Consider the following 24325-nt stretch of genomic DNA (forward strand, 5'->3'; position numbering starts at 1 on the left):
GCACCCTCTGGATCACCCTGTGTCGGCCGGGCGGCGGGCGCGCGCTGGAGGGGCCGATCGTGGGATCCTCCGCAGCGGGAGAGTGTGACTCAGGTCACATGAAATGGGGGAAGGGTGTGGAAATAACCGGGGACCGTTTCCCCGTTTGGAACTGTGTCCGCGCGAAACGGGGAACGCCTCCCCGGATCGCGGAAGTCATCAGACCAGGAGTACGCCGTGCAGACCGCGACCGCCCTCCCCGCCGTGCGCAAGGCACCCCGGCCCCGCGCCGACGCCCTGCGCAACCGGGAGCGGATCGTCACCGCCGCCCGCGAGATGTTCACCGAGTACGGCCCCGACGTGCCGCTCGACGACATCGCCCGCCGGGCCGGCGTCGGCAACGCCACGGTGTACCGCAACTTCCCCGACCGCGACGCGCTCGTCCGTGAGGTCGTCTGCTCCGTGATGGACCGGACGTCGGAGGCGGCCGAGCTGGCGCTCGCGGAGACCGGGGACGCCTTCGGGGCGCTGGAGCGCTTCGTGCACATCTCCGCCGACGAGCGGGTCAGCGCGCTGTGCCCGATGGTCTCCAGCACCTTCGACAAGAACCACCCCGACCTGGAAGCGGCGCGGCGGCGGTGCGAGCAGCTCATCGGGCAGCTCATGGACCGCGCCAAGGCGGCCGGACAGCTCCGTCCGGACGTGGGAGTCGGCGATGTGATGATCGCCGTGGCTCAGCTCAGCCGGCCCCCGTTCGGTACCGACTGCCTGGTCGGCGACCGCTTCGTCCACCGTCATCTGCAGCTGTTCCTGGACGGGTTGCGGGCACCGGCCCGCTCCCCCCTGCCGGGCACGGCCGTGACCGTGGAGGACCTGCGCCAGGCCTGAACGACCGAGAGCGACAGCACAGTTCCACGGGGGCCGATCAGTTACCGACCGGACAGCGGTCTCACCTCACGCGGCCCCTGCTCCGCACCGACCATCACACCGTCTGCGCTTCACCGATCCCTTTTTCCGTCGACGTTCCACCCTTTCCCTCGACTTTCCGTCACGAAGTAATGAAGTCACGAAGTGGGTACCCCCATGTCTGAAACAGCCGCAAAGGCTCCCGGCGCACCGGCACCGTCCGGTGATGCCAACCGCTGGAAAGCGCTCGTCTTCATCGCGCTCGCCCAGCTGATGGTCGTCCTCGACGCGACCATCGTGAACATCGCGCTGCCCTCCGCCCAGGCCGACCTGGGCATCTCCGACGGCAACCGGCAGTGGGTCGTCACGGCCTACGCCCTCGCCTTCGGCGGTCTCCTCCTGTTCGGCGGCCGCATCGCCGACCTGTGGGGCCGCAAGCGGGCCTTCGTCATAGGCCTGACCGGCTTCGCCGCCGCCTCCGCGCTCGGCGGCGCCGCGACCAGCGGCGCGATGATGTTCGGCGCCCGTGCCCTGCAGGGCGTCTTCGGCGCCATGCTCGCCCCGGCCGCGCTCTCCCTGCTCGCCGTGATGTTCACGGACGCCAAGGAGCGCGCCAAGGCGTTCGGCATCTACGGTGCGATCGCCGGTGGCGGCGGCGCCGTCGGCTTCATCCTCGGCGGTGTGCTCACCGAGTACCTGGACTGGCGCTGGACGTTCTTCGTCAACATCCCGTTCGCCGTGGTCGCCGCGCTCGGCGCGTACTTCGTCATCCGTGAGCCGGAGGGCGGCCGCAACCGCAACCCGCTCGACATCCCCGGCGTGCTCCTGTCCACCCTGGGCCTGGTCTCGCTGGTGTACGGCTTCACCCGCGCCGAGTCCGACGGCTGGGGCGACGCCACCACCGTCGGCCTGTTCGTCGCCTCCGCGGTGCTGCTGATCGCGTTCGTCGTCACCGAGATGCGGGTCAAGGCCCCGCTGCTGCCGCTGCGCGTCGTCCTCGACCGCAACCGCGGCGGTATCTACCTCTCCCTCGGTGTCGCGATCATCGCGATGTTCGGCACCTTCCTCTTCCTGACCTACTACCTGCAGGTCATCAAGGGCTTCTCGCCGATCAAGACCGGCTTCGCCTTCCTGCCGATGATCGCGGGCATGATGGTCGGCTCCACGCAGATCGGCACCCGTCTGATGACCCGGGTCCCGGCCCGGGCGCTGATGGGCCCCGGCTTCCTGGTCGCCGCGGCCGGCATGCTGGTCATGACCCAGATCGAGATCGGCTCGTCGTACGCCTCGACGATCCTGCCCGCGATGGTGCTGCTCGGTCTCGGCATGGGTACGGCGTTCATGCCGGCCATGTCCCTGGCCACGCTGGGCGTCGAGCCCCGGGACGCCGGTGTCGCCTCCGCGATGGTCAACACCTCGCAGCAGGTCGGCGGCGCCATCGGCACGGCCCTGCTGAACACGATCGCCGCGTCCGCGACGACGTCGTACATCAAGGACCACATCGTGACCGCCACCTCCAAGTCCCAGCAGCAGCTGGTCCAGATGGAGGGCGCGGTGCACGGCTACGCCCACGCGATCTGGGTCGCCGTCGGCATGCTGGTGCTGGCCTCGGTGATCGTGGTCAGCCTCGTCAACGCCGGCAAGCCGGAAGCCACGCCGGTGGCCTCCGGGGACGGCGCCGAGGACGAGGTGGCGGTCCCGGTGATCGCCCACTGACCCGCTGAGTCACCCACCGACGGACCGTAGGGGTACCCGCACGCGGGCCTGTCCCTGAGCTCCTCAGCGGAGCCAGGGCAGGTCGGCGCCCGCTTCGTCGGGCTGCAGGCCCTCGGCGACGATCTGCATGATCGCGCCGAGGGCCTGCTGCTGTTCCGGCGTCAGCCGCTCGAACAGCGCCTGCCGTACGGCGGCCACGTGGCCCGGCGCGGTGCGCCGCAGCACCTCGGTGCCCTCGTCGGTCAGGACGGCGAACTGGCCCCGCTTGTCGGAGGGGCAGTCCTCCCGCCGTACCCAGCCGTTCTTCTCCAGGCGGGCGACGGCGTGCGAGAGCCGGGACCGGGTGATCTTGGCGTTCATCGCCAGCTCAGTCATCCGCAGCCGGCTTCCGGGTGCCTCGGCGAGCGCGACGAGCAGGCCGTAGTAGATGTGCGGCATCCCCGCGTCACGCTGGAGCTGACGGTCCAGATGGTCCTCCAGCAGGGTCGTGGCGTGCAGGTACGAGCGCCAGACGTGCTGTTCGTGGTCGCTGAGCCAGCGGCTCTGCGTGGTGGCGGATCCGGATGCCGTAGTCATGCGTCCCACTGTACGAGGCCTCTCCTTGAAACTTAAACAAGCGGGGCGTAGAGTGAGCGCGTAAAGCTTGAGATTTAAAACATTCGTAGCCGGAGAGTCGAAGGATGGGTGCCGGGAAGGCAGCCCGGCACCCGGAGGGAGCCGCCGCCATGTCCGCCGCCGCCGCACCGGAGCGCATGCCCGCCCTCTACCTGAGCCACGGCGCGCCGCCGCTCGCCGACGACCCCGTCTGGCCCGGCGAGCTCGCCGCCTGGAGTGCCGGCCTCCCCCGCCCCAAGGCGATCCTGATGGTCTCCGCCCACTGGGAGGAGGCCCCCCTCGCCCTCGGTGCCGTGCGGACCGTCCCACTCGTCTACGACTTCTGGGGCTTCCCGGAGCACTACTACCAGGTGCGGTACGCGGCCCCCGGCGCCCCCGAACTGGCCGAGTCCGTGCGCAAGCTGCTGCGCGCCCCCGGTACCCCCGTCCAGGACATCCCGGACCGCGGTCTCGACCACGGTGCCTACGTGCCCCTGGTGGAGATGTTCCCGGCCGCGGACATCCCGGTCCTGCAGATCTCCATGCCCACCCTCGACCCGGTCCGCCTGATGGAGATCGGCCGCCGGCTCGCCCCGCTGCGCGACGAGGGCGTGCTGATCGTCGGCTCCGGCTTCTTCACCCACAACCTGGCCGCCCTGCGTCACCTCGGCAGCGGCGTGCCGACCTGGTCCTCCGACTTTGACGACTGGGGGCACCGGGCCCTGGAGAACCGCGACTGGGACGCCCTGCTCGACTTCCTCGACAAGGCCCCGGCGGGCCGCTACGCCCACCCGCGCACCGAGCACTTCGCCCCGCTCTTCGTCACCATGGGCGCGGCGGAGGCGGGCGGCGAGCTGGACGCGCAGAAGTCGGTGATCGACGGGTTCTGGATGGGAATGGCGAAGCGGTCCGTGCAGTTCGGATGACGGGAAGGCGCCCCTGGGGCCGGCGGGACGGCTACAGCGGGCGCTCGTACCAGGCCACGTCCCAGTAGCGGCCGAACTTGCGGCCCACCTCGCGGTACGTGCCGACGTGCCGGAAGCCGAAGCGCTCGTGCAGCCGGGTGGACGCCTCGTTCGGCTGCGCGATGCCCGCGTAGGCGCGGTGCAGGTCCTCGCCCGCGAGGGCCTCGAAGAGGGCCGTGTAGAGCAGCGTGCCGATGCCACGCCGGCCGCCGTCCGGGGCGACGTACACGGTGGTCTCCACGGACGTCGCGTAGGCCGGTTTCGCTCGGTAGGGGCTGGACGTGGCGTACCCGAGAATCTCCTGTGAGTCCGCCGACGTGGCAACCATCAGGCGGTACGGGCCGTCTTCCGGGTGGGAGAGCAGCCACGGACGACGCTCTTCCGGCGTGAAGGCCACCGTGTCGAATGTGATGGACGTCTCACGAACGTAGTGATTGTAGATCTCCGTGAGGGCTACGAGGTCCCCCTCGGCTCCTGGTCTGACCTGCACCTCTGTACGTTCCGACGACACCGCGCCTCCTCACGTGGCCGCACAGGGTACTGCATGATCAGAAAATTCGGGGGGCGCCCTGGGAATTCTGTCCGGATTCCAGTCGTTGTTTCCCTCAGATGCCGGGCACTCGACGACAGTCCGAGGAGTTCCAGAAGTGGAGTTCCGGGGAGCTGCAGTCCGAGCACCGGGCATTCGCTGAAGGACCGAGAAGGACCGACAGGACCACCCCGCCCGCCCACCATCGCAAGGGAGCACGCATGGCAACCCGTGCCGTCGCCCGTCGTCAGTCCGCCTCCGGCGAGACGGCCGACTCGGCAAGCAGTGTTCGCGCCCATGGCGTTCGCGGCCATGGCGGCGAGATCGCCGACCGCGATCTGGTCGGCATGTACCTCGACGAGATCGCGCGCACACCGCTCCTCGACGCCGCCAAGGAAGTCGAGCTGTCCCAGACCATTGAGGCGGGTGTGTTCGCGCAGCAGGTCCTCGACGGCGAGGAGGAGTCCGCGTCCGACGCCACCCGCGAGGAACTGGAGGCGCTCGTCGCCGCCGGCGAGCGGGCGAAGGACGTCTTCATCCGCTCCAACCTCCGCCTGGTCGTGGCCGTCGCCCGGCGCTACCCGCGCAGCGGCCTGCCCCTGCTCGACCTGATCCAGGAGGGCAACGCGGGGCTGGTGCGCGCGGTCGAGAAGTTCGACTACCGCAAGGGCTTCAAGTTCTCGACGTACGCCACCTGGTGGATCCGCCAGGCGATCACCCGCTCCATCGCCGACCAGTCCCGGACCATCCGGCTCCCCGTCCACCTGGTGGAGGAGCTCGGCCGGATCCGCCGCGTCCAGCGCGAGTTCAACCGGGAGCACGGCCGCGACCCGGAGCCCGCCGAGATCGCCACCGAGCTCGGCTCCACCCCGGAGCGCGTCATCGACGTCCTCGACTGGGCCCGTGACCCGGTGTCGCTGAACATGGCGGTGGACGACGCGGGCGAGACCCAGTTCGGCGACCTCCTGGAGGACACGTCGGCGGTCAGCCCCGAGCAGTCCGTCCTGACCCTCCTGCGCAGCGAGGAACTGGACGACCTGATCGGCCGCCTGGACCAGCGCACGGCCTCGATCATCAAGATGCGGTACGGCATCGAGGACGGCCGCGAGCGCACGCTGACCGAGGTCGGCAAGGAGCACGGCCTGACCCGTGAGCGCATCCGCCAGATCGAGAAGCACGCGCTGCTCGAGCTGAAGAAGCTGGCCCGCTCCACCGGGTTCGAGCCGGCGGCGTAAAGGAGCCGTCCGGGTCGGCGGTTCACCACGAGCGGGGCTCGCGTGACCGGTGCGCGCGACACCCCGCTCACGCCGGGTGCGTGCGCGGGGTGGCGAAAGACGGCGCAAACATGGCGCGGTACCGCCGCTTCACGGCTCCGCGTGTAGGGAACAACCATCCAGGGCCGAGGAGTCGGGGCCAGGGCGGACCACCTCCCGCGGGGCCGACGGGTCCTGACGGGGCGGCAGCCTCCCACGGGCCACGACCCCCTGACGCCCGCCCGCCCTCCCACAAGCCACGTCCCGACGCACCATCCCCCCGGCGCCGGGACCTTCCCAGAGCCGGGCTCCGGCGCCCATCCCCCCCGGGTGCCGGAGCCCGGCTCCACCTCTGCGCGCAGCGTGCGGCGGGCCGCGTCTGCCCGGCCCCCACGCCGCCGGGCATGCTGAAACGGTGGCTCACCCCGTACCTGAACCACGGGGTGAACCACCGGATGGCAGATTCTGCCACAGAGGCATAGCCTGCCGAGGTGAGCACCCCCAGCACCACCGGCAGCACCCCCATGCAGGACCCCGCCCACCTCTCCCTCACGGAACGGCGCAAGGCGGAGACCCGCATGGAGATCGCCCGGGCGGCGGCGGGCCTCTTCGTACGGCGGGGCCTGCGGGCCACGCGCGCGGAGGACATCGCACAGGCCGCCGGCATCGCGCCCCGCACGTTCTACCGCTACTTCGCCACGAAAGAGGAGTCGGTCGCCCCGCTCTACGCGGCGGGCGCCCGCCGCTGGGCGGAGGCGGTACGGTCGGCCCCCGCCTCCCTCTCCGTCCCCGAGGCCCTCGAACACGCCGTCCGGCACACCCTGACCCCCGGCGCCGGGGTCTCCGCGGCCTCCTGGGAATGGGTCCGCACCCTGATCCACCTGGCCGACGCGAGCCCGGCCCTTCGCAAGGTGTGGGCCGACGTGTGCCAGTCCTGCGACCAGCTCCTGACATCGATCCTCGCGGAGCGCACGGGCGCCTCCGGCGAGGCCGCCGCCCCGCCCGCCCGCCTCCGCTTCGCCGCGGCGGTGGCCGGTGCGGCGGTCAGGGTGGCCGTCGAATCCTGGGCCGCGGGCACGGCCGCCCCCACGGGGCCGGAGGGACCGGCAGCCCTGGCCCTGGAGAACCTGGCGGCGCTGCGGGGGTTCGCGTGGGAGGGGTTGGCCGCGTAGCGGTGGCGACTCGACCGCGGCCGCGCTGGAGCTGATCGCGCAGTTCCCCGCGCCCCTGAAAGACACAGCGCGGGCAGTCGCGCCGCCCCGGCCCCCGATCCGGCCGCGGCCGCGCGGCGCAGCCGTGGGCGGTCACTCCGCCCCGGCCCTCACCCGCACCTCCTCACGCGCCCCCGGCCGCCCGACTCAACCGGCCCCCCAACTCCGCGACGCAGGCCACCAGTTCGGCAGGCTCCCGGACCACGAACTCGCAGCCCACCATCGCCAGCCGCACCGCCAGCCACTCCACGGGATCCCCGGTGTCCCCCCGCACCACACACCAGCCCCCGCCCCCTTCCTCCTCCACCGGTGTCCCCAGCCACCCCGGCAGCCGCGACCCCACCTCCGCCACCGACCCGGCGAACGCGACGGCGAACCCGTACGTCTCCTGCCGCCGCTGGATGGACCGCCGCAGGAATTCCGCCGCACTCCCCGTCGGCATCTCCCGCGGAGCGAACCGCGCGCCGGTGGCGAACGGCTCGCTCACCCGGTCGACCCGGAAGGTCCGCCAGTCGCCGCGGTCGAGGTCGTACGCCACGAGGTACCAGCGCCGCCCCGTCGACACCAGCCGGTACGGCTCCGCCTGGCGCCGCGTCCCGCTCCCGTCCGCCGCCCGGTAGGCGAACCGCAACCGCTCCCGCCCCGCGACCGCCGACGCCATCACGGTCAGCGTCTCGGGCGCGATACTCGCCCCGTCCCCGCTGGTCAGCGGCGTGGTCGCGGCCTGGAGCGTGGTCACCCGGTGCCGCAGCCGGGCCGGCAGCACCTGCTCCAGCTTCGCCAGCGCCCGCACCGACGCCTCGTCCACCCCCGCCACGGCATGCCCCGCCCCGGCCCGCAGCCCGACCGCGATGGCGACGGTCTCCTCGTCGTCGAGCAGCAGCGGCGGCATCGCCTTCCCGGCGACCAGCCGGTACCCGCCGTCCGCCCCCTTGCTGGCCTCCACGGGATATCCGAGTTCCCGCAGCCGGTCGATGTCGCGCCGCACGGTACGCCGCGAGACCCCGAGCCGCTCGGCGAGCTCACCGCCGGGCCATTCGCGGGGCGTCTGGAGAAGAGACAGGAGCTGGAGCAGGCGGGCCGGGGTGTCCGTCGTCATGCGGACGAGGATGCCGTATCAGTAGGACAGGAACTGGCCTAGTCGCCTCCTGCGGCACGAACTCGGCCCTTCCGCGGCGGACGCATGGACCCACGGATCGCACGGGCGCCTGCGAGCCGCCCCGAGCAGGCCAAAAGCCCGATCGTGTCCGTTTGTGGTCCGAACCTGTTTACTTTCCGGAAACCGCGGCGTAGCCTCCCTGCGAAACCACAAGTTCGGGCATGAGTCGGACGCGGTCGGGCATGACCGGACGTATGTTTGAGTGGAGGCGCAGGGCATGTACGCACCGGAGCGGCAGCAGGAGATCCTCCGGCTCGCCCGTGACGGCGGCCGGGTGGACGTCGTGTCGCTCGCCGAGGAGTTCCAGGTCACGCAGGAGACGATCCGCCGCGACCTGAAGGCTCTCGACCGGGCCGGCCTCGTCCGCCGGGTGCACGGCGGCGCCATCCCGGCCGGGCGGCTCGACTTCGAGCCGGACCTCGCCGAACGCGAGTCCACCTCGGCCGACGAGAAGGACCGCATCGCCAAGGCCGCCCTCTCCGAACTGCCGACCGAGGGCACCCTGATCCTCGACGCCGGTTCCACGGTCGCCCGGCTGGCCGCGGCCATCCCGCTGGAGGCGTCCCTCACCGTCGTCACCCACAGCCTCCCGATCGCGGCCCGCCTCGCCGACCACCCGGGCATCCAGCTCCACCTCGTCGGGGGGCGCGTACGGCACCGTACGCGCGCCGCCGTGGACGCCTGGGCGCTGCGCGCGTACGGCGAGATCCGGGCCGACGTCCTCTTCGTCGCCGCCAACGGCTTCTCCGCCGACCAGGGCCTGACCACCCCCGACCTCGCCGAGGCCGCGGTCAAGCGGGCGGCCGTCGCCGCGGCCCGCCGGGTGGTCCTGCTCGCCGACTCCGCCAAGCACGGTCAGGAGCACTTCGCCCGCTTCGGCGACATGGGCGATGTGGACCTGCTGATCACCGACAGCGCGCTGAGCCCCGAGGACGCCGCCGCCATCGAGCGCGGCGGCACGGAAGTAGTACGAGCATGAGCACCACGAGCACCACGATCGGCACCGGCATGATCCTCACCGTCACCCCCAACCCCTCCCTCGACCGGACCTACGAGGTTCCCGCCCTGGAGCGCGGCGAGGTCATCCGCGCCTCCGGCGAGCGCATGGACCCGGGCGGGAAGGGCGTCAACGTCTCGCGTGCGGTCGCCGCCGCCGGCCGCCGCACGGTCGCCGTCCTGCCGCTGGGCGGTGCGCCGGGCGCGCTCGTCGCCGACCTGCTCGACGCCCAGGGCATCGAGGTCGCGCCGGTCCCGGTCGCCGGGGCCACCCGCTCTAATATCGCCCTCGCCGAGTCCGACGGGGTGCTCACCAAGATCAACGCGCCGGGTCCGGAACTCACCGCCCAGGAACAGGAACTGCTCCTGGAGACCGTGCGCGAGCAGTCCCGCGACGCCGACTGGATCGCCTGCTGCGGCAGCCTGCCGCGCGGCCTCGCGCCCTCCTGGTACGCCGACGTCGTCGCCCGGGCACACGCCGGGGGCGCACGCATCGCGCTGGACACCTCGGGGCGCGCGCTGCTCGAAGCGCTGCGCGCGCGGCCCGACGTGGTGAAGCCGAACGCCGAGGAGCTCGCGGAGGCCGTCGGGCGCCCCCTGGCCACGGTGGGCGACGCGCTGAAGGCGGCCGAGGAGCTGCGCGGCATGGGTGCCCGCGCCGTCCTCGCCAGCCTGGGCGCCGACGGCCAGCTGCTCGTCGAGGACGAGGGCGCCTGGTTCGCGAGCGCCCGCGTGGACACCGTCCGCAGCAACGTCGGCGCCGGCGACTCCTCCCTCGCCGGTTTCCTCATCGCCGGCGGCAGCGGCCCGAAGGCGCTCGCCTCCGCCGTCGCGCACGGCGCCGCCGCCGTCCAGCTGCCCGGCAGCGTGATGCCCACCCCGGCCGACCTGGACCCCACGGCGGTGACCCTCACCGACCGCGTCCCCGTCGACCGCGAACTGACGGAGCCGGTGTCATGAACGTCCCGACCGTGGACACGACGACCCGCGCGGCCGCGCTCCTCCCCAGCGCCGCCCGCCGACCACCGGCCCAGGAGCGGCAGGGCGTCTCGTTACTCGCCGCGCCGACGGGCCGGCGGGGCATCCTGAGCCGCCCCGCCGTGCCCGGGAGGCGGGGCTTCCCCGGCCCCGCCTCCCACCTCGCCCCCCACGGCATCCCCGTCCCCACCCCCGCCCACCCCACACTCCGGGCGATACGCGTGCATAGGAGCCCGCGATGAGCGACATGATCACCGCGGACCTGGTCGATCTCGACCTGTCCGCCGACACGAAGGAAGCGGCGGCGCGCGCCCTCGCCGAGCGCATGGTGGCCCTGGGCCGGGTGACCGACCTGGAGGGCTTCCTCGCCGACGTGGCCGCCCGCGAGGCCCAGATGCCGACCGGTCTCGACGGCGGCATCGGCATCCCGCACTGCCGCAGCGCCCACGTCACCGAGCCGACGCTCGCCTTCGGGCGCAGCGCCGCCGGCATCGACTTCGGCGCCCCCGACGGCCCGGCCGACCTGATCTTCCTGATCGCGGCCCCCGCCGGCGCCGACGACGCCCACCTCACGATCCTCTCCGCGCTGGCCCGCCAGCTGATGAACAGCGAGTTCACGGACGCCCTGCGGTCGGCGGACGACGCCGGGACGGCGGCGGCCCTGATCCGCGGCGACGAGACGCCCGCGCCGGCCGCCGGGACGGCAACCGCCGCGAGCGCCTCCCAGAACACCGCTGCGGCGCCGGCGGCGGCCTCCGCCGGCACCGCAGCGGCCACCGAGGACGCCGGCCCGGAGGCCGAGCGCCCGTTCCGCATCGTCGCGGTCACCTCCTGCCCCACCGGCATCGCCCACACCTACATGGCGGCCGAGTCCCTGGAGAACGCGGGCCGCGAGGCGGGCGTCGAACTCGTCGTCGAGACGCAGGGCTCGGCCGGCTTCACCCGGCTCGACCCCGAGGTCGTCGCGGCGGCGGACGGCGTGATCTTCGCCCACGACGTGCCGGTCCGCGACAAGGACCGCTTCGCCGGCAAGCCCACCGTCGACGTCGGCGTGAAGGCGGGCATCAACCGACCCGCCGAGCTGATCGGCGAGGTCCGCGCCAAGGCGGCCCGCGGCGAGGTGACCTCCGGCTCCGCACCGGCCACCCCGGTGGAACGCGCGGGCGAGGCCGGCGAGGGCTACGGCACCAAGCTGCGCAAGTGGCTGATGTCCGGCGTGAGCTACATGGTGCCGTTCGTCGCGGCCGGCGGTCTGCTGATCGCCCTCGGCTTCGCGATCGGCGGCTACGAGATCAAGTCCGCGCCGTCGGTGCTCAACCACTTCGTGTGGACGCAGACCGACAGCTGGGCCGCCCTGATGTTCCAGATCGGCGCCGTCGCCTTCGGCTTCCTGGTGCCGGTCCTCGCGGGCTACATCGCCTACGGCATGGCCGACCGCCCGGGCCTGGTCCCCGGTTTCGTGGGAGGCATGATCGCCTCCACGATCAACGCCGGCTTCCTCGGCGGCCTGGTCGCCGGTCTGCTGGCCGGCGGCGTGGTGATGGCGATCCAGAAGATCGACATCCCGAAGGTGCTGCGCGGCATCATGCCGGTGGTGGTGATCCCGCTGATCTCCACGGCGATCGTCGGGTTCCTGATGTTCGTCGTGGTCGGCAAGCCCATCGCCTCCGCCCAGAAGGGCATGACCGACTGGCTGAACGGCCTCTCCGGCTCCAACGCCGTCCTGCTCGGCGCCCTGCTCGGCCTGATGATGTGCTTCGACCTCGGCGGCCCGGTCAACAAGGTCGCGTACACCTTCGCCACCGCCGGTATCGCGGTCTCCAACCCCAGTGACTCCGCGATGAAGATCATGGCCGCGGTCATGGCGGCCGGCATGGTCCCGCCGCTCGCGATGGCCCTGGCCACGACCGTGCGCGGCAAGCTCTTCACCGAGACCGAGCGCGAGAACGGCAAGGCCGCCTGGGTACTGGGCGCCTCCTTCATCTCGGAGGGCGCGATCCCGTTCGCGGCCGCCGACCCGCTGCGCGTCATCCCGTCCTCGATGGTGGGCGGCGCCATCACCGGCGCCCTGTCGATGGTCTTCGGCGCCACCCTGCGCGCCCCGCACGGCGGCATCTTCGTGGTCCCGCTGATCGGCAACCCGTTCCTCTACCTGGTCGCCATCGCCGCCGGTGTCTGCGTCACCACGGCCCTCGTCGTCCTCCTGAAGGGCCTGCGCAAGCCGGCCCGGCAGGCCATGGCGGGTGCCGCCGGGACGGCCGCCGCCGCGAAGGAGGACCGGCAGCCGGTCGCGGCCTGATCCCCGCACCGTCCCGCCGTCTTGTCCCTTTGATTCGCTGTGAGTTGTTCACGGCACCTGCGAGATACGTCACGGTCCGGGACCAAAGTCCCGGACCGTGGTGTGTACTGGGGCGTATGCCCGCGCACGTATCGTCCCTCCAGCTGATCGGCATGGCCGCGCTCACCCTGGCGACCGTCGCCTGGGCGGCCGTCGTGACGCGCCTGTTGCGCCGCAACCGCCGCGAGGCCCTCGCCTGGCACGCCGCCCGCGCCCTGCCCGCCTTCCCGCAGCCGTCCGAGCCCGCCCCGCCCCGCGAAGCCGTCGAACTGACCCCCGCGGAGCAGGACGCCTTCGCGGGCCTGGTGCGACGCCTGAGCGGCCGCTGAGCCTCCCGGCACGGGAGAGCGGGCTACCTCTGCCGCGCCGCCCGTCGCTCCATCGCGTCCCTCGCCGCGACCTCCGACGGGTACACCTCGCACATGTGCCGGCCGTCCGGCGTCGCCGTGTGCTCGACCTCCCAAAGCGACAGCTCCCGGCCGTCCCGCAGCAGGAACGCGTGCTCGTAGAGCGAGAAGGCCAGACCCTGCCGGCCCGCCCGCCCCGGCCGTCCGAACGCCTGGGTGATCTGGTGCGCGAACGCCGTCGACAGCGCCTGCGCCGTCTCCCCGTCCGGCCGGTCGGGGTTCTCCGCGCGGCGCAGCAGCCGGCGCGCGTGGTCCGCCGAGTCGTCCGGCGCGTACACGTGCCTCGGCGCCGGGACCGGCGCCAGCGTCACCAGCACCGGCAGCTCGAAGTCCGGGGCGTCCGGCGGCAGCGGCAGCCGGGCCGTCGCGGCCCGCAGCTCCTCCTCGTCGACGTACACCTCGTGCTGCGGGTCACTGCCCGGCACCGTGTTGTGCACCAGCTCCCACAGCGTGACCGCGGAGCCGTCGGCCAGCAGCCAGGTGTGCCGGTACGTCTCCCGGTGCAGCCCCGCGCTGTGGTGCGCGGAGTGCAGCGAACTGTCCTGGGCCAGCGCGCAGTCCAGCGGCCTGATGGCCTCGTCCGGCAGTTCGAAGGAGTTCAGGGCACGGCCGAGGAGCCGCGCGAGGTGCTCCTCCGGAGACTCGGGCGACTCGGCTGGTTCGTACGCTGCCGTCTCGTACGGAACGCTCAAGGTTTCTCCCGGCGTTGCTGCATGTCACCTTGTGGGTGCATACCGTAGCCCCTCGGTCGGACATCATGTCCGGGAACCGAGAAAACGTACGCCGGGAAAACACGCGGGCCGCGCGAAAAGTTCCCGCGCGGCCCGACGATCAGTCAAAAGGTGCCGGTCAGACGGCACTTCCCGCGGTCCACTCGCTCCACGACAGGTTCCACCCGTTGAGCCCGTTGTCCGGCTGCACGGTCTTGTCGGGGGAGTTCTTCACGATCACGACGTCCCCGATCAGCGAGTTGTCGTAGAACCACTTGGCCGTCGTGTCGCCCTGTGCGCCCTGGACGTCCGCCATGCCCACGCAGCCGTGGCTGGTGCCCTCGTGCCCGAACGGCGGGTTGCTCTTGCTGTACCAGTAGTTGCCGTGGATGAACGTCCCCGACGTCGTCAGCCGCATCGCGTGCGGCACGTCCGGGATGTCGTACTCCCCGCCCAGGCCGACCGTCTGGCTGTTCATCCGGGTCTGGGTGAACTTCTCGGAGATCACCATCTGCCCGTTGTACGTCGTGTGCTCGGGGCTGCCCGTGGACACCGGCACCGACCTGAGGAGCTTGCCGTCCCGCAGCACCGTCATGGTCTGCGTGTTCGCGTCCACCGTGGAGACCTGAGAACGGCCGACGGTGAACGACACCGTCTTCTTCTGCACCCCGTAGACGCCGTTCGCGCCCTCGACGCCGTCCAGGTCGATCTTCATCGTGACCTCGGAACCGGCCTTCCAGTAGTCCTGCGGCCGAAAGTCCAGGCGCTGCGCCCCGAACCAGTGCCCCACCACCTGCTGGCCGCTGCTGGACGTCACCGTGATGTGCGACTGCACGGCCTTCTTGTCGGTGATGACCTTGTCGAAGGTGAACGACACCGGCATCCCCACGCCGACCGTCGTCCCGTCGTCCGGCGTGTACGTGCCGATGTAGCTGTTCGCCGAGTTGACCGTGGTGAAGATGGAGTTGGCCGCCGCCGTGAGCCCCTTGGAGTCCTTGGCGGTCGCCGATATCTCGTACTTCGTGCCGCGCTCCAGCTGTTCCTTCGGCTTCCAGCTGCCGCCGTCCGCGGAGAGGGTGCCGTCCACGGCCTGCCCCGACCCCGCCACCTTCATCCTGACGTCGGTCAGCTTCCCGTCGCTGACCTGCACGCCGGTCGTGTTGATGGACGCGCCGGTCGAACCGTCCTTGGCCGAGATCACGATCTTCGCGGCCGAGGTCTTCGCGGCGGTGTCCTGTCCGCCCTTGGCGCCGTCGGTCTTGGCGTCGGCGTTGGCGTTGCCGCCGCAGGCGGTGAGGGTGAGGGCGCCGACCAACAGGGCGGCACAGGCCCCCAGTGCGCGCCGCGCTGCGATGTCCGGCGTTGTCACGGGCTGCTCCAGGTTCGTGTGAGTTCTTGTGATGTGCGTGATCCGCTCCAGTGCGTGGAGAAAGAGGCCGAAGGCCCCCCTAGGGGTTCCCTCCGGCGCCCGCGAACGCCATCACGTGACAGAACCAGGACAATCGACAGCTGCCCGCGAGGTTCCGGGCCCCGCACCCCCTACGGCTCCCCTCGCGGCTCCCCCTACGGCTCCCCGTACAACTCGCTGTAGGACGGCCACGCCCCGCCCGGCCCGTCGACCGGCCCGGCGGCCCGTACGGCCTTCACGATCGCGCGGCTCACCAGGTCCGCACCGGCCGCGAGGAGCTCGTTGAGCGCGAGCGGGCCCGCGTCGGCGTCGAGCGGTCGCGCGCCCGTCGCCAGCGCGAACACCGTGTCCCCGTCGTGCAGCAGGTGCACCGGCCGCACGGCGCGCGCGATCCCGTCGTGCGCCGTCCCGGCCAGCTTCTGCGCCTGCGCCTTGGACAGCTCGGCATCGGTCGCGACCACCGCCAGCGTCGTGTTGAGCGGCGGCAGCCCGTTCCGGGCGGCGGCGTCGGCGAGCCGCCGGCGCGCGGCCTCGTGCACCCGTTCCTCGGGATACGCCACGCGCCCCTGAAGCAACTCCCCGTACAGCACCCCGGTTTCCGGATCCAGTACGGCGCCTGCCGCGTTGGCCACCACCAGCGCCGCCACCGTGATCCCGGAGCCCAGGACGGTGCTCGCGCTGCCCACCCCGCCCTTCACCGCCCCGGCCACGGCGCCCGTACCGGCGCCCACGCACCCCTGGGGCACCGGGGCGCCCGGCTCGGTCGCCGCGGCCGCCTCCACCGCCGCACGCCCCGTCGCCGCGTCCGGCCGGGCCCGGAAGTCCCCGCCCCGCCCCAGATCGAAGACGCAGGCCGCGGGCACCACGGGCACGACATGCGCCGGATCCGGCCCCACCCGCACCCCGCGCCCCCGCTCCTCCAGCCAGGCCATCACCCCGGACGCCGCGTCGAGCCCGTAGGCGCTGCCGCCCGTGAGCACGACCGCCTCCACCCGCTGCACCAGGTTGCGCGGGTCGAGCGCGTCCGTCTCCTTGGTGCCCGGGCCGCCGCCCCGCACGTCCACGGCGGCCACCGCGCCGCCCTCGGGGGCGAGGACGACCGTGGTACCGGTGAGCCAGCCCGCGCCGGTGCGGGTGGCGTGCCCCACCCGCAGCCCGGCCACGTCCGTCAATGCGTCAACTGTCATGGCGGCCAGTCTGGCCCAGCCCAGCCCAGCCCAGCCCAGCCCAGCCCAGCCCGGCGCGGTGCGTCCGGTCCGGTCCGGTCCGGTCAGGAGGCTGCCGCGGGTGCCCGCTCCGGGCGCTCGCGGCCGGCCGTGCGCGCCGTCAGCATCGTCCCGGTCGCCACCGCGAGCGCCGACACGACGCCGGCCACCGGCACCGCCCAGTCGCCGAGGAACGTGCAGCACACCACCAGCAGCGCCGTCACCGGCAGCACCAGCTGCTGGGTGAGCCCCACCTTGAAGTACCGCGAGTGCAGCGCCCACACGGTCAGCAGGTACAGCGCCGTCGGCACGGTCACCGCCGCCGACGCGGCCGTCGTCGAGAGGTGCGCCTTGCCGACCGCTTCCTCGACGGCCACCTCGATGCCCGCGCCGATCGAGGCGGCCGACGCGAAGATCAGGTAGTGGCCGTAACCCCACAGGAAGGACTCGCGGTTGGACCGGAGGTGGCCGTGGATGGGAACCACGAAGTAGATCCACCACGCCGAGAAGACGATCAGCAGACCGCCCGCCGCGATCGGCAGCAGCGCGGTCAGCGCGTCGTGCTCGCTCACCGCCGACTTCACGGCGACCGTCGCCGCCGCGATCGTCTCGCCGAGCACGATGATCGTGAACAGCCCGAACCGCTCGGCGATGTGGTGCGGGTGCCAGGAGGTGCTGTGACTCTTCTCGGCGTACAAGGGCACGCACAGCTCGGCGATCCCCATCACCAGGAACACCCACGGGCGCGCGTGCGCCGGCAGCACCACGAGAGCGACCCAGCCGACCTGGCACAGCAGCACCCCGCCCGCGTACCGGAGCGCCATGGTCCGCTCCGCTCCCTGGGCCTCCCGTGCGGCTCGCAGCCACTGCGAGGCCAGCGCCAGCCGCATGATCACGTAACCGATCAGGACCAGTGCGAAGTCGTGCTCCGCGAAGGCCCGCGAGACACCGGCCGCCAGCACCAGCACGCCCGCGATCTGGACCAGGGTGACGACCCGGTAGAGGGCGTCGTCGTTGTCGTACGCCGAAGCGAACCAGGTGAAGTTCATCCAGGCCCACCAGATGGCGAAGAACACCATCGCGTAGTTCAGGACGCCCTCGCCCGCGTGGCCCGTGGCGACCGCGTGCACCAGTCCCGCGCCCGCCTGCGCGATGGCCACCACGAAGCACAGGTCGAAGAAGAGCTCGAGTGGCGAGGAGACCCGGTGCGACTCCTCGCGCCCACGCGCGGTCAGCCTGCGCAGTGGCCGCTGGGGCTGGGGTACGTGCTGTGCGGCGGAGGCCGGGGGAGAACTCGACGTCATGCGTCCAGCACAGCAGAAAAGGGAGCCGGCTCGCGAACCGGGCCGCAGGCGGGCGCCCGACCCGGCGGGCGGCAGGGCCGCCGCCGGGGCCAACCGGCGGCCCAGGCGGCCCAGGCGGGCCGGGCGGGCCGGGCGGGCCGGGCGGGCCGGGCGGGCCGGGCGGGCCCGGGCCGGGCGCGCCGTAGTCTTGGGACATGACCACCGCCCCCGAGCCCGCGCCCCGCGACCCGCACACCACCCTGATCTTCGACGACCCGCTGGACCGCCAGTCCTCGGACGACACCGACCGCGGCTGGGGCGACCGCCCGGAGGGCGACTCCGCGGCCGACCTCAGGCGCTTCCTCGACGAGAAGCCGCCCCACCACCTCTGAGCCCTCCGCCCGACCGCTCACAGCGTCCGCGGCAGCGCCGCTATCGCTGGCTGTGACCGTTTCCGCGCTGCGCGACCAGGGCGTCGCGGATCTCCTTCAGCACCTCCAGCTCGGTCACCTCGACCACCTCGTGCGTGCCCTCCCGCGCCCTGCGGCGGGCCTCTATCCGGGACAGGTACTTCGCCATCGGCAGGACCATCAGGAAGTACACGACCGCCGCGGTGATCACGAAGGAGAGCGTGGCGCCCAGGACCTCGCCCCACATGATCGGAATGCCGCTCTTCACCGTGCCGTCCGCGTTCAGCTTGCACGGGTCCTTCAGACACGAGCTGTAGCTGTCGAGGTTCTTCGTGCCGATCGCGCCGACCAGCGGGTTGATGATCCCCTTCACCACCGAGTTGACGATGTTCGTGAAGGCGGCGCCGATGACCACCGCTACTGCCAGATCGACGACGTTCCCGCGCATCAGGAAGGCCTTGAAGCCCTGCCAGACACTCGGTTCCCTCTTCGTGCTCACTTCGGGGACTCTCCTCACATGCACAGGCTGTGGAACAAAGCGCTCCGCAACCTACGGCACCGTGCGGCCATTGGGCCCAATCCCGCAGCTCGAACGAGCGACTTGGCACAGAGTGTCCCGGAAATCGCCCCAGGCTGTTCAACACAGGGTCACCGCCAGCCGTGCCGTGGCGCTCGCGCCGACCAGTTGGGCCGCACTGGCCCGCGGGACCGCGAGCACGACCAGTGCCCCGCTCTCCGCGGCCGCGTCGACCGGCTCCGGCAGTCTCGTCACGCGCACCCCGCGCGCGATCACCCGGGCCGCGCCACCGGCCGCGGGATCCCCGGCGGCGATGACGTCCACCCGGTCGCCGGGGCGCAGCAGCCGGACGGTGGCCGCGTCGGCGATCCGCACCGGTGCCGTCACCATGTCCACGGGCGGGGCGTGCCGTCGTACCGGCGGGGTGGGCGGGGTGACGACCGGGTGGCCACGGGACGGCTCGGCCCGCAGGGGGCCGAGAGCGGTGCGCGGGCCGGCCGCGACGAGGGCCGCCGCCGTGACCGCGAGCCCGGCCGCTAGGGCCCGGCCGCGGTGGCGCAGCAGCCGGCCCAGCAGGAACCGCCCGCCGCGCACCCGCACCGGTTCGAAGTGCGGGACCTCGCAGGTGGCGGGGGCGTCCGTGCCCAGCGGGCGCGGGACGCGAAGGGGAGGGGGGAAGGCGGGGGACAGGGACGGGGGAACGGACACGAGGATCACCACCTGCGACGAGAAACCGGCTTGCGGAACCACGATGCGGCCTCGCGCCGAAACCCGCCGGAGCCGGTGGACCACCGGCCGGTTGTGGACAACTCGGCCACCCGAACGAGGAGTTCCGCCCCTATCCGTCGGTGCCCGCCCCTGTCCGCCGGCCTCCGCCCCTATCCGTCGCCTGTGTCCGTCGGCCTCCGCCCGTGTCCGTCGGCGCCCGCCCGTGTCCGTCGGCGCCCGCCTGTGTCCGTCGGCCTCCGCCTGTGTCCGTCGGCGCCCGCCTGTGTCCGTCGGCGCCCGCCTGTGTCCGTCGGCCTCCGCCTGTGTCCGTCGGCGCCCGCCTGTGTCCGTCGGCCTCCGCCCGTGTCCGCCGACGTCCGCCTCGCACGGACCGTCCCTGCGTTACGGCAGCTCGAACCCCGGGTCCATGCCGCCGAGTGCGTTCGTGCACAGGCAGTCCCGTGCCGTGTTCTCCGGCAGGGCCGCCACCGCGTCGAACAGCACGCCCCGCAGCCGGTCCACGTTGGCCGCGAACACCCGCAGCACCTCGTCGTGCGAGACGCCCTCACCGGTCTCGGCGCCCGCGTCCAGGTCCGTGACCAGCGTCAACGACGTGTAGCAGAGCTCCAGTTCACGGGCGAGCGCCGCCTCGGGATGACCGGTCATGCCCACCACGGACCAGCCCTGCGCCTGGTGCCAGAGCGACTCGGCGCGGGTCGAGAAGCGCGGCCCCTCGACCACCACCAGCGTGCCCCCGTCCACCGGCTCCCAGTCCCGGCCGCGCGCCGCCTTCAGGGCCGCCGCCCGGCCGGTGGGGCAGTAGGGGTCGGCCAGCGAGACGTGCACCACGTTCGGCACGGCGCCGTCGGGCAGCGGAAGTCCGTCGAAGTACGACTGGGCCCGGACTTTCGTGCGGTCCACCAGTTGGTCGGGCACGAGCAGTGTCCCCGGGCCGTACTCCGGGCGCAGACCGCCCACCGCGCACGGGCCGAGCACCTGGCGCACGCCGACGGAGCGCAGCGCCCAGAGGTTGGCCCGGTAGTTGATGCGGTGCGGCGGCAGATGGTGGCCGCGCCCGTGGCGGGGCAGGAAGGCGACCCGGCGGCCGGCGATCTCGCCGAGGAAGAGGGAGTCGCTGGGCGGCCCGTAGGGCGTGTCGACCTGGATCTCGGTCACGTCGTCGAGGAACGAGTAGAAGCCGGAACCGCCGATTACACCGATCTCTGCGTTCACCATGCGCAGCACACTAGCCGCCCGCCCTCACCGGCCGCCCCGGCGGGCAGAGGCCTGGGTCCGGGAACGCCTCGGACCCCGCTGTCGCTCGACGGCGGGGTCCGGAGGGCTGAGGTCTCAGGCGGCGGAGCTGCTGGCCGAGCCGGACGAGGACGCCGACGTCGAGGACTTCGAGTCGGAAGCCTTCGAGTCCGACGACTTCGACTCGGACGACGTGCCCGAGGACGCGGAGCCGGACGACTTCGACGCGGGGCTGCTGCTCGACGAGGAGCCGCGGCTGTCGTTGCGGTAGAAGCCCGAGCCCTTGAAGACAATGCCGACGGCGGAGAACACCTTCTTCAGGCGGCCACCGCAGTTGGGGCACTCGGTCAGGGCGTCATCGGTGAACTTCTGCACCGCCTCGAGGCCCTCGCCGCACTCGGTGCACTGGTACTGGTAGGTCGGCACTGTCTTCCTCCTGGCACTCTCACTCAGTGAGTGCTAACGACGATCCATACTGACGCATTCCCGGGGATCAGTCCACCGTCAGCGGTACGCGGTGACCGACGCCACGTGCGACGGTACGGTTCCGCGGCTGGGTGACGAGCCGCGAACGCAGCGCCAGGAGGGTCGCCAGGGCGAGCAGGGTGCCCGCCATCGGCACCAGGAACCCGGCGCCGCCCCACAGGCGGTCCTCCAGTTGTCCCGCGACCGTGACCGCGGCCGCCTGGCCGAGCGCCACCGCGCCGGTCAGCCAGGTGAACGCCTCCGTGCGGGCGCCGGCCGGGACCAGGCCCTCGACCAGCGTGTAGCCGGTGATCAGGGCGGGCGCGATGCACATGCCGACGAGCAGGCCGAGACCGGCCAGGACGAGCACCGAGTGGGACGTCCACAGCGCCGACGCGGTCAGCGCGAGCGCCGTGTAGCCGACGACCAGACGCCGGTGCGGGGCGGCCTTCCAGGCGAGTGCGCCGCAGACGATGCCGGAGAGCATGTTCCCCGCGGCGAAGGTGCCGTACAGGACGCCGTTCAGGCCGGGTTCGCCGATCGACTCGGTGAACGCGGCGAGGGAGACCTGCATGCCGCCGAAGACGGAGCCGATGCCCAGGAAGGCGACGACCAGCACCCGCACGCCCGGGACGCGCAGCGCCGAGGCGTGCCGCACGCGCGCGTGGCCGCCACCGGTCACCTGGGGCTGGGTGCTCTTGCGGGCGGCGAACAGCAGACCGCCGGCCAGGGTGAGCGCGGCCTCCGTGACCAGGCCGGCGGCCGGGGCCACGGTGGTGCACAGGGCGGTGGCGAGCAGCGGGCCGAAGACGAAGGTGAGCTCGTCGGTGACGGACTCGAAGGCGGCCGCGGTGGACATCAGGGGGGAGTCCTGGAGCCTGGCGCCCCAGCGGGCGCGCACCATGGGGCCGATCTGCGGCACCGAGGCGCCGGTCGGCACGGCCGCCGCGAACAGTGCCCACAGGGGCGCGTGCGCCAGCGCGAGCGCGGTCAGGGCGAGGCCCGACAGCGTGTGCGCGAGGACGCCGGGGACGAGTACCGCGCGCTGCCCGTAGCGGTCGGCCAGGCGGCCGCTGTAGGGCGCGAACAGCGCCATGGAGACGCCGGTGACGGCCGCGGCGGCGCCCGCGGCTCCGTACGAGCCGGTGGTGTGCTGCACGAGCAGCACGATGGAGATGGTGAGCATCGCGAACGGCTGGCGCGCCGCGAAACCGGGGAGCAGGAACGTCCAGGCGCCGCGGGTGCGCAGCAGCTGTCCGTATCCCGGGCGGGACGGCGCCGCCGGGTTCTCCGACGGCTCGGTGGTGACCGTGGATGCCACGGCCCGTGCCTTTCTGCCGCCTGGTAGCGCGGCCCCTCCGGTTAAGGGGGCGGCGCCGAGAGCTGTCCTCTTGCGCGGAACTGCGGTAGATACCGGCATCCACTGCGAAGAGCGTTCCGGCCGCCATACGGTCGCGCCAGCTCTGCGTCAGGCAGAGTTGGTTCGATCAGGGTGCTTTCATCGTACAGGGGGAAGGGCGCGGCACACCTGTGAAAATGAGCACCGTGACCCCCATTCACCTGGGATTACCCGAGGTGTGAAGTACCCGAAACATGCCCTTAACGCACGTCCGCCGCCCCGTTCGTGCCCAGCCAGCCCGCCAGCTTGCCCCCGTGGCCGACCGCCCGCAGCCGCCGTTCCGCGGCGTCCCGCACCGGGTCGGTGGCGACCACGAGGAGTTCGTCCCCGCCCAGCAGCACCGTCGCGGGCAGCGGAACAAACGATTTTCCGTCACGGACGACCAGGGTGACGGCGGCCCCGGCGGGCAGCCGCAGCTCGTTGATCTCCACGCCGTGCATCCGGGAGCCCTCCGGGATCGACACGGACAGCAGATGCCCGCGCAGCCGCTCCAGGGGCGCGGACTCGATGCCGAGGTCGGCGGCCTCGGGGTCCCCGCCGAGCCGCAGCTTGCGGGCCAGCCAGGGCAGGGTCGGCCCCTGGACGAGCGTGTAGACGACGACCAGCACGAAGACGATGTTGAAGATCCGGTGACTGGTGTCGACGCCGTTCACCATGGGGATCGTCGCCAGGATGATGGGCACGGCGCCGCGCAGCCCGGCCCAGGACATGAGGGTCTGTTCCCCCCAGGGCACCCGGAAGGGCGCGAGACTGACGACCACGCTCAGTGGCCGCGCCACCATGGTGAGCACCAGTCCGATGATCAGCGCGGGCAGGAAGTCGTCGCCGAGCTCGTGCGGGGTGACCAGCAGGCCGAGCAGCACGAACATGCCGATCTGGGCGATCCAGCCGAGTCCCTCGGCGAAACCGCGGGTGGCCGGCCAGTGCGGCAACTTGGCGTTGCCGAGCACCATGGAGGCCAGGTAGACCGCGAGGAAGCCGCTGCCGTGCGCCAGCGCGCCGGCGGCATAGGCCGTGACCGCGATGGCCATCACGGCGATCGGGTAGAGGCCGGAGGCGGGCAGCGCGACGTGCCTCAGCCCCCAGGCGCCGAGCCAGCCGGCCGCGAGGCCCAGGGCCGCGCCGATGGCCAGTTCCATGGCTATCTCGCCCAGCAGCACGTACCAGTGCTCGACCGGTCCCGCGGTGGAGAAGGCGACGACCAGGATGACCACCGGGGCGTCGTTGAAGCCGGACTCCGCCTCCAGGGTGCCCGTCACGCGCGCGGGCAGCGGAATGCGCCGGAGCACCGAGAACACCGCCGCCGCGTCCGTCGAGGACACCACCGCCCCGATGATGAGCGCCTGCCGCCACTCCAGTCCCACCAGGTAGTGCGCGCCCGCCGCGGTGACGCCGACGCTCACGCCGACCCCGACGAGGGCCAGCACGGAGGCCGACGCCAGGACGGGTTCGACCTCCTTCCACTTCGTGCCGAGACCGCCCTCGGCCAGGATCACGACCAGGGCCGCGTACCCGATGACCTGGGTCAGCTCGGCATTGCTGAAGTGGATGTTCCCGATGCCGTCCTGGCCCATGAGGACGCCGATCCCCAGGTACACGAGCAGGCTGGGGAGCCCGCTGCGCGAGGAGATCCGGACGGCCGCGACGGCGACGAGCAGGACCAGGGAGCAGACGAGCAGAAGCTGGTTGAGGTGGTGGACAGTCAGCGGCGGTTCCCTTCCTTGGCTCACACGCGGGCGACGCGGAAGCGCACGTACACAGGACCGAGAGTGCGGCACTCCGCACCCAAGTACTTCGTTACCTTACCTAACTCTTGACGCTTTCTTGACGCTTCCCTTGGCAAGATCGAACGCCCGTGCCCGCCGGTTCCCTACTCCGGGTCAAGTGGCGTAGGGCCCTGCGCCTATGGTTGCTCCAGCACTCCAGGACCGCCTG

At 72.3% G+C, this 24325-nt stretch carries 24 protein-coding genes; 11 read left to right on the top strand and 13 right to left on the bottom strand.

Features of this window, described 5'->3' with window-relative positions; genetic code table 11:
* Positions 1 to 216: 216 nt before the first annotated feature.
* Together BLW82_RS24665 and BLW82_RS24670 are read left to right on the top strand one after the other, a co-directional pair.
* On the top strand, positions 217 to 867 hold the full coding sequence (locus BLW82_RS24665; protein WP_093501811.1) for a TetR/AcrR family transcriptional regulator: 651 nt from the start codon (positions 217 to 219) through the stop codon (positions 865 to 867).
* 195 nt (positions 868 to 1062) lie between these two features.
* Entirely contained in the window at positions 1063 to 2601 is a 1539-nt protein-coding gene (locus BLW82_RS24670) for an MFS transporter (protein WP_093501813.1), read from the top strand.
* Between the two features lie 63 nt (positions 2602 to 2664).
* On the opposite strand, the gene BLW82_RS24675 is transcribed toward BLW82_RS24670, so the two are convergent.
* Positions 2665 to 3177 (bottom strand): MarR family winged helix-turn-helix transcriptional regulator, encoded by a 513-nt coding sequence (locus tag BLW82_RS24675; protein WP_093501815.1) that lies wholly within the window; start codon positions 3175 to 3177, stop codon positions 2665 to 2667.
* A gap of 149 nt (positions 3178 to 3326) precedes the next feature.
* Between BLW82_RS24675 and BLW82_RS24680 the strand changes: the two genes are divergently transcribed.
* On the top strand, positions 3327 to 4121 hold the full coding sequence (locus BLW82_RS24680; RefSeq protein ID WP_093508241.1) for a dioxygenase family protein: 795 nt from the start codon (positions 3327 to 3329) through the stop codon (positions 4119 to 4121).
* Positions 4122 to 4152: 31 nt separating this feature from the next.
* On the opposite strand, the gene BLW82_RS24685 is transcribed toward BLW82_RS24680, so the two are convergent.
* Positions 4153 to 4671 carry a GNAT family N-acetyltransferase gene (locus BLW82_RS24685; protein ID WP_093501817.1) on the bottom strand — a complete coding sequence of 173 codons (519 nt, stop codon included), beginning with the start codon at positions 4669 to 4671 and terminating at the stop codon, positions 4153 to 4155.
* A 239-nt stretch (positions 4672 to 4910) separates the two neighbouring features.
* Here BLW82_RS24685 and BLW82_RS24690 point away from each other — a divergent pair, with 239 nt between their 5' ends.
* Positions 4911 to 5924, top strand: coding sequence for a sigma-70 family RNA polymerase sigma factor (locus BLW82_RS24690; RefSeq protein ID WP_093501819.1), 1014 nt, complete (start codon positions 4911 to 4913; stop codon positions 5922 to 5924).
* A 542-nt stretch (positions 5925 to 6466) separates the two neighbouring features.
* Positions 6467 to 7114, top strand: a complete 648-nt coding sequence (locus BLW82_RS24695) for a TetR/AcrR family transcriptional regulator (RefSeq protein WP_371131507.1) — start codon at positions 6467 to 6469, stop codon at positions 7112 to 7114.
* Positions 7115 to 7277: 163 nt separating this feature from the next.
* On the opposite strand, the gene BLW82_RS24700 is transcribed toward BLW82_RS24695, so the two are convergent.
* A complete protein-coding gene (locus tag BLW82_RS24700; RefSeq protein WP_093501821.1) occupies positions 7278 to 8252 on the bottom strand; it encodes a helix-turn-helix transcriptional regulator in 975 nt (324 codons plus the stop codon).
* A 277-nt stretch (positions 8253 to 8529) separates the two neighbouring features.
* On the opposite strand from BLW82_RS24700, the gene BLW82_RS24705 reads away from it, so the two are divergent.
* The 5 genes from BLW82_RS24705 to BLW82_RS24725 all read left to right on the top strand — a co-directional run bounded on the left by BLW82_RS24705 (position 8530) and on the right by BLW82_RS24725 (position 12953).
* A complete protein-coding gene (locus BLW82_RS24705; protein WP_093501823.1) occupies positions 8530 to 9291 on the top strand; it encodes a DeoR/GlpR family DNA-binding transcription regulator in 762 nt (253 codons plus the stop codon).
* Between the two features lie 29 nt (positions 9292 to 9320).
* Entirely contained in the window at positions 9321 to 10268 is a 948-nt protein-coding gene (pfkB, locus tag BLW82_RS24710) for a 1-phosphofructokinase (RefSeq protein ID WP_093508243.1), read from the top strand.
* A complete protein-coding gene (locus BLW82_RS24715) occupies positions 10265 to 10528 on the top strand; it encodes a hypothetical protein (protein WP_093501825.1) in 264 nt (87 codons plus the stop codon). The genes pfkB and BLW82_RS24715 overlap by 4 nt, the downstream gene beginning before the upstream one ends.
* Positions 10525 to 12585: a PTS fructose transporter subunit IIABC gene (locus BLW82_RS24720; RefSeq protein ID WP_093501827.1), complete on the top strand. Its 2061-nt coding sequence runs from the start codon at positions 10525 to 10527 to the stop codon at positions 12583 to 12585. The genes BLW82_RS24715 and BLW82_RS24720 overlap by 4 nt, the downstream gene beginning before the upstream one ends.
* 116 nt (positions 12586 to 12701) lie before the next feature.
* Positions 12702 to 12953, top strand: coding sequence for a hypothetical protein (locus tag BLW82_RS24725; protein ID WP_093501829.1), 252 nt, complete (start codon positions 12702 to 12704; stop codon positions 12951 to 12953).
* A gap of 23 nt (positions 12954 to 12976) precedes the next feature.
* Here the strand turns inward: BLW82_RS24725 and BLW82_RS24730 are convergent, their stop codons facing one another.
* The 4 genes from BLW82_RS24730 to BLW82_RS24745 all read right to left on the bottom strand — a co-directional run bounded on the left by BLW82_RS24730 (position 12977) and on the right by BLW82_RS24745 (position 17658).
* Positions 12977 to 13723: a DUF6227 family protein gene (locus tag BLW82_RS24730; protein ID WP_093501831.1), complete on the bottom strand. Its 747-nt coding sequence runs from the start codon at positions 13721 to 13723 to the stop codon at positions 12977 to 12979.
* A gap of 157 nt (positions 13724 to 13880) precedes the next feature.
* On the bottom strand, positions 13881 to 15110 hold the full coding sequence (locus tag BLW82_RS24735; RefSeq protein WP_093501833.1) for a L,D-transpeptidase: 1230 nt from the start codon (positions 15108 to 15110) through the stop codon (positions 13881 to 13883).
* 194 nt (positions 15111 to 15304) lie between these two features.
* Complete coding sequence (locus tag BLW82_RS24740; RefSeq protein ID WP_093501835.1) at positions 15305 to 16336, bottom strand: P1 family peptidase; 1032 nt, start codon at positions 16334 to 16336, stop codon at positions 15305 to 15307.
* An 83-nt stretch (positions 16337 to 16419) separates the two neighbouring features.
* On the bottom strand, positions 16420 to 17658 hold the full coding sequence (locus BLW82_RS24745) for a low temperature requirement protein A (RefSeq protein ID WP_093501837.1): 1239 nt from the start codon (positions 17656 to 17658) through the stop codon (positions 16420 to 16422).
* A gap of 194 nt (positions 17659 to 17852) precedes the next feature.
* On the opposite strand from BLW82_RS24745, the gene BLW82_RS24755 reads away from it, so the two are divergent.
* Positions 17853 to 18029, top strand: a complete 177-nt coding sequence (locus BLW82_RS24755) for a hypothetical protein (RefSeq protein ID WP_093501839.1) — start codon at positions 17853 to 17855, stop codon at positions 18027 to 18029.
* Positions 18030 to 18069: 40 nt separating this feature from the next.
* On the opposite strand, the gene mscL is transcribed toward BLW82_RS24755, so the two are convergent.
* From mscL to BLW82_RS24785, 6 genes are all read right to left on the bottom strand, one after another.
* A complete protein-coding gene (gene mscL / locus BLW82_RS24760) occupies positions 18070 to 18546 on the bottom strand; it encodes a large conductance mechanosensitive channel protein MscL (protein WP_093501841.1) in 477 nt (158 codons plus the stop codon).
* A 138-nt stretch (positions 18547 to 18684) separates the two neighbouring features.
* Entirely contained in the window at positions 18685 to 19272 is a 588-nt protein-coding gene (locus BLW82_RS24765) for a CpaB family protein (protein ID WP_256215948.1), read from the bottom strand.
* Between the two features lie 402 nt (positions 19273 to 19674).
* Complete coding sequence (locus tag BLW82_RS24770; RefSeq protein WP_093508245.1) at positions 19675 to 20508, bottom strand: S-methyl-5'-thioadenosine phosphorylase; 834 nt, start codon at positions 20506 to 20508, stop codon at positions 19675 to 19677.
* Between the two features lie 114 nt (positions 20509 to 20622).
* Positions 20623 to 20952 carry an FmdB family zinc ribbon protein gene (locus tag BLW82_RS24775; protein WP_093501843.1) on the bottom strand — a complete coding sequence of 110 codons (330 nt, stop codon included), beginning with the start codon at positions 20950 to 20952 and terminating at the stop codon, positions 20623 to 20625.
* A 67-nt stretch (positions 20953 to 21019) separates the two neighbouring features.
* A complete protein-coding gene (locus BLW82_RS24780; protein WP_093501845.1) occupies positions 21020 to 22312 on the bottom strand; it encodes an MFS transporter in 1293 nt (430 codons plus the stop codon).
* A gap of 278 nt (positions 22313 to 22590) precedes the next feature.
* Positions 22591 to 24120, bottom strand: a complete 1530-nt coding sequence (locus BLW82_RS24785; RefSeq protein ID WP_093501847.1) for a potassium/proton antiporter — start codon at positions 24118 to 24120, stop codon at positions 22591 to 22593.
* Between the last annotated feature and the right edge of the window lie 205 nt (positions 24121 to 24325).

It is taken from the genome of Streptomyces sp. Ag109_O5-10 (assembly GCF_900105755.1).
Taxonomy (GTDB): Bacteria; Actinomycetota; Actinomycetes; order Streptomycetales; family Streptomycetaceae; genus Streptomyces.

Bases quoted from the DNA above. Each gene is read 5' to 3' on its own strand.
- BLW82_RS24715 (WP_093501825.1), top strand. From the start codon at position 10,265: ATGAACGTCCCGACCGTGGACACGACGACCCGCGCGGCCGCGCTCCTC.
- BLW82_RS24745 (WP_093501837.1), bottom strand. From the start codon at position 17,658: ATGACGTCGAGTTCTCCCCCGGCCTCCGCCGCACAGCACGTACCCCAG.
- BLW82_RS24725 (WP_093501829.1), top strand. From the start codon at position 12,702: ATGCCCGCGCACGTATCGTCCCTCCAGCTGATCGGCATGGCCGCGCTC.
- BLW82_RS24740 (WP_093501835.1), bottom strand. From the start codon at position 16,336: ATGACAGTTGACGCATTGACGGACGTGGCCGGGCTGCGGGTGGGGCAC.
- BLW82_RS24705 (WP_093501823.1), top strand. From the start codon at position 8,530: ATGTACGCACCGGAGCGGCAGCAGGAGATCCTCCGGCTCGCCCGTGAC.
- BLW82_RS24675 (WP_093501815.1), bottom strand. From the start codon at position 3,177: ATGACTACGGCATCCGGATCCGCCACCACGCAGAGCCGCTGGCTCAGC.
- BLW82_RS24695 (WP_371131507.1), top strand. From the start codon at position 6,467: ATGCAGGACCCCGCCCACCTCTCCCTCACGGAACGGCGCAAGGCGGAG.
- BLW82_RS24690 (WP_093501819.1), top strand. From the start codon at position 4,911: ATGGCAACCCGTGCCGTCGCCCGTCGTCAGTCCGCCTCCGGCGAGACG.
- BLW82_RS24670 (WP_093501813.1), top strand. From the start codon at position 1,063: ATGTCTGAAACAGCCGCAAAGGCTCCCGGCGCACCGGCACCGTCCGGT.
- BLW82_RS24680 (WP_093508241.1), top strand. From the start codon at position 3,327: ATGTCCGCCGCCGCCGCACCGGAGCGCATGCCCGCCCTCTACCTGAGC.
- BLW82_RS24720 (WP_093501827.1), top strand. From the start codon at position 10,525: ATGAGCGACATGATCACCGCGGACCTGGTCGATCTCGACCTGTCCGCC.
- BLW82_RS24700 (WP_093501821.1), bottom strand. From the start codon at position 8,252: ATGACGACGGACACCCCGGCCCGCCTGCTCCAGCTCCTGTCTCTTCTC.
- BLW82_RS24770 (WP_093508245.1), bottom strand. From the start codon at position 20,508: ATGGTGAACGCAGAGATCGGTGTAATCGGCGGTTCCGGCTTCTACTCG.
- BLW82_RS24755 (WP_093501839.1), top strand. From the start codon at position 17,853: ATGACCACCGCCCCCGAGCCCGCGCCCCGCGACCCGCACACCACCCTG.
- pfkB (WP_093508243.1), top strand. From the start codon at position 9,321: ATGATCCTCACCGTCACCCCCAACCCCTCCCTCGACCGGACCTACGAG.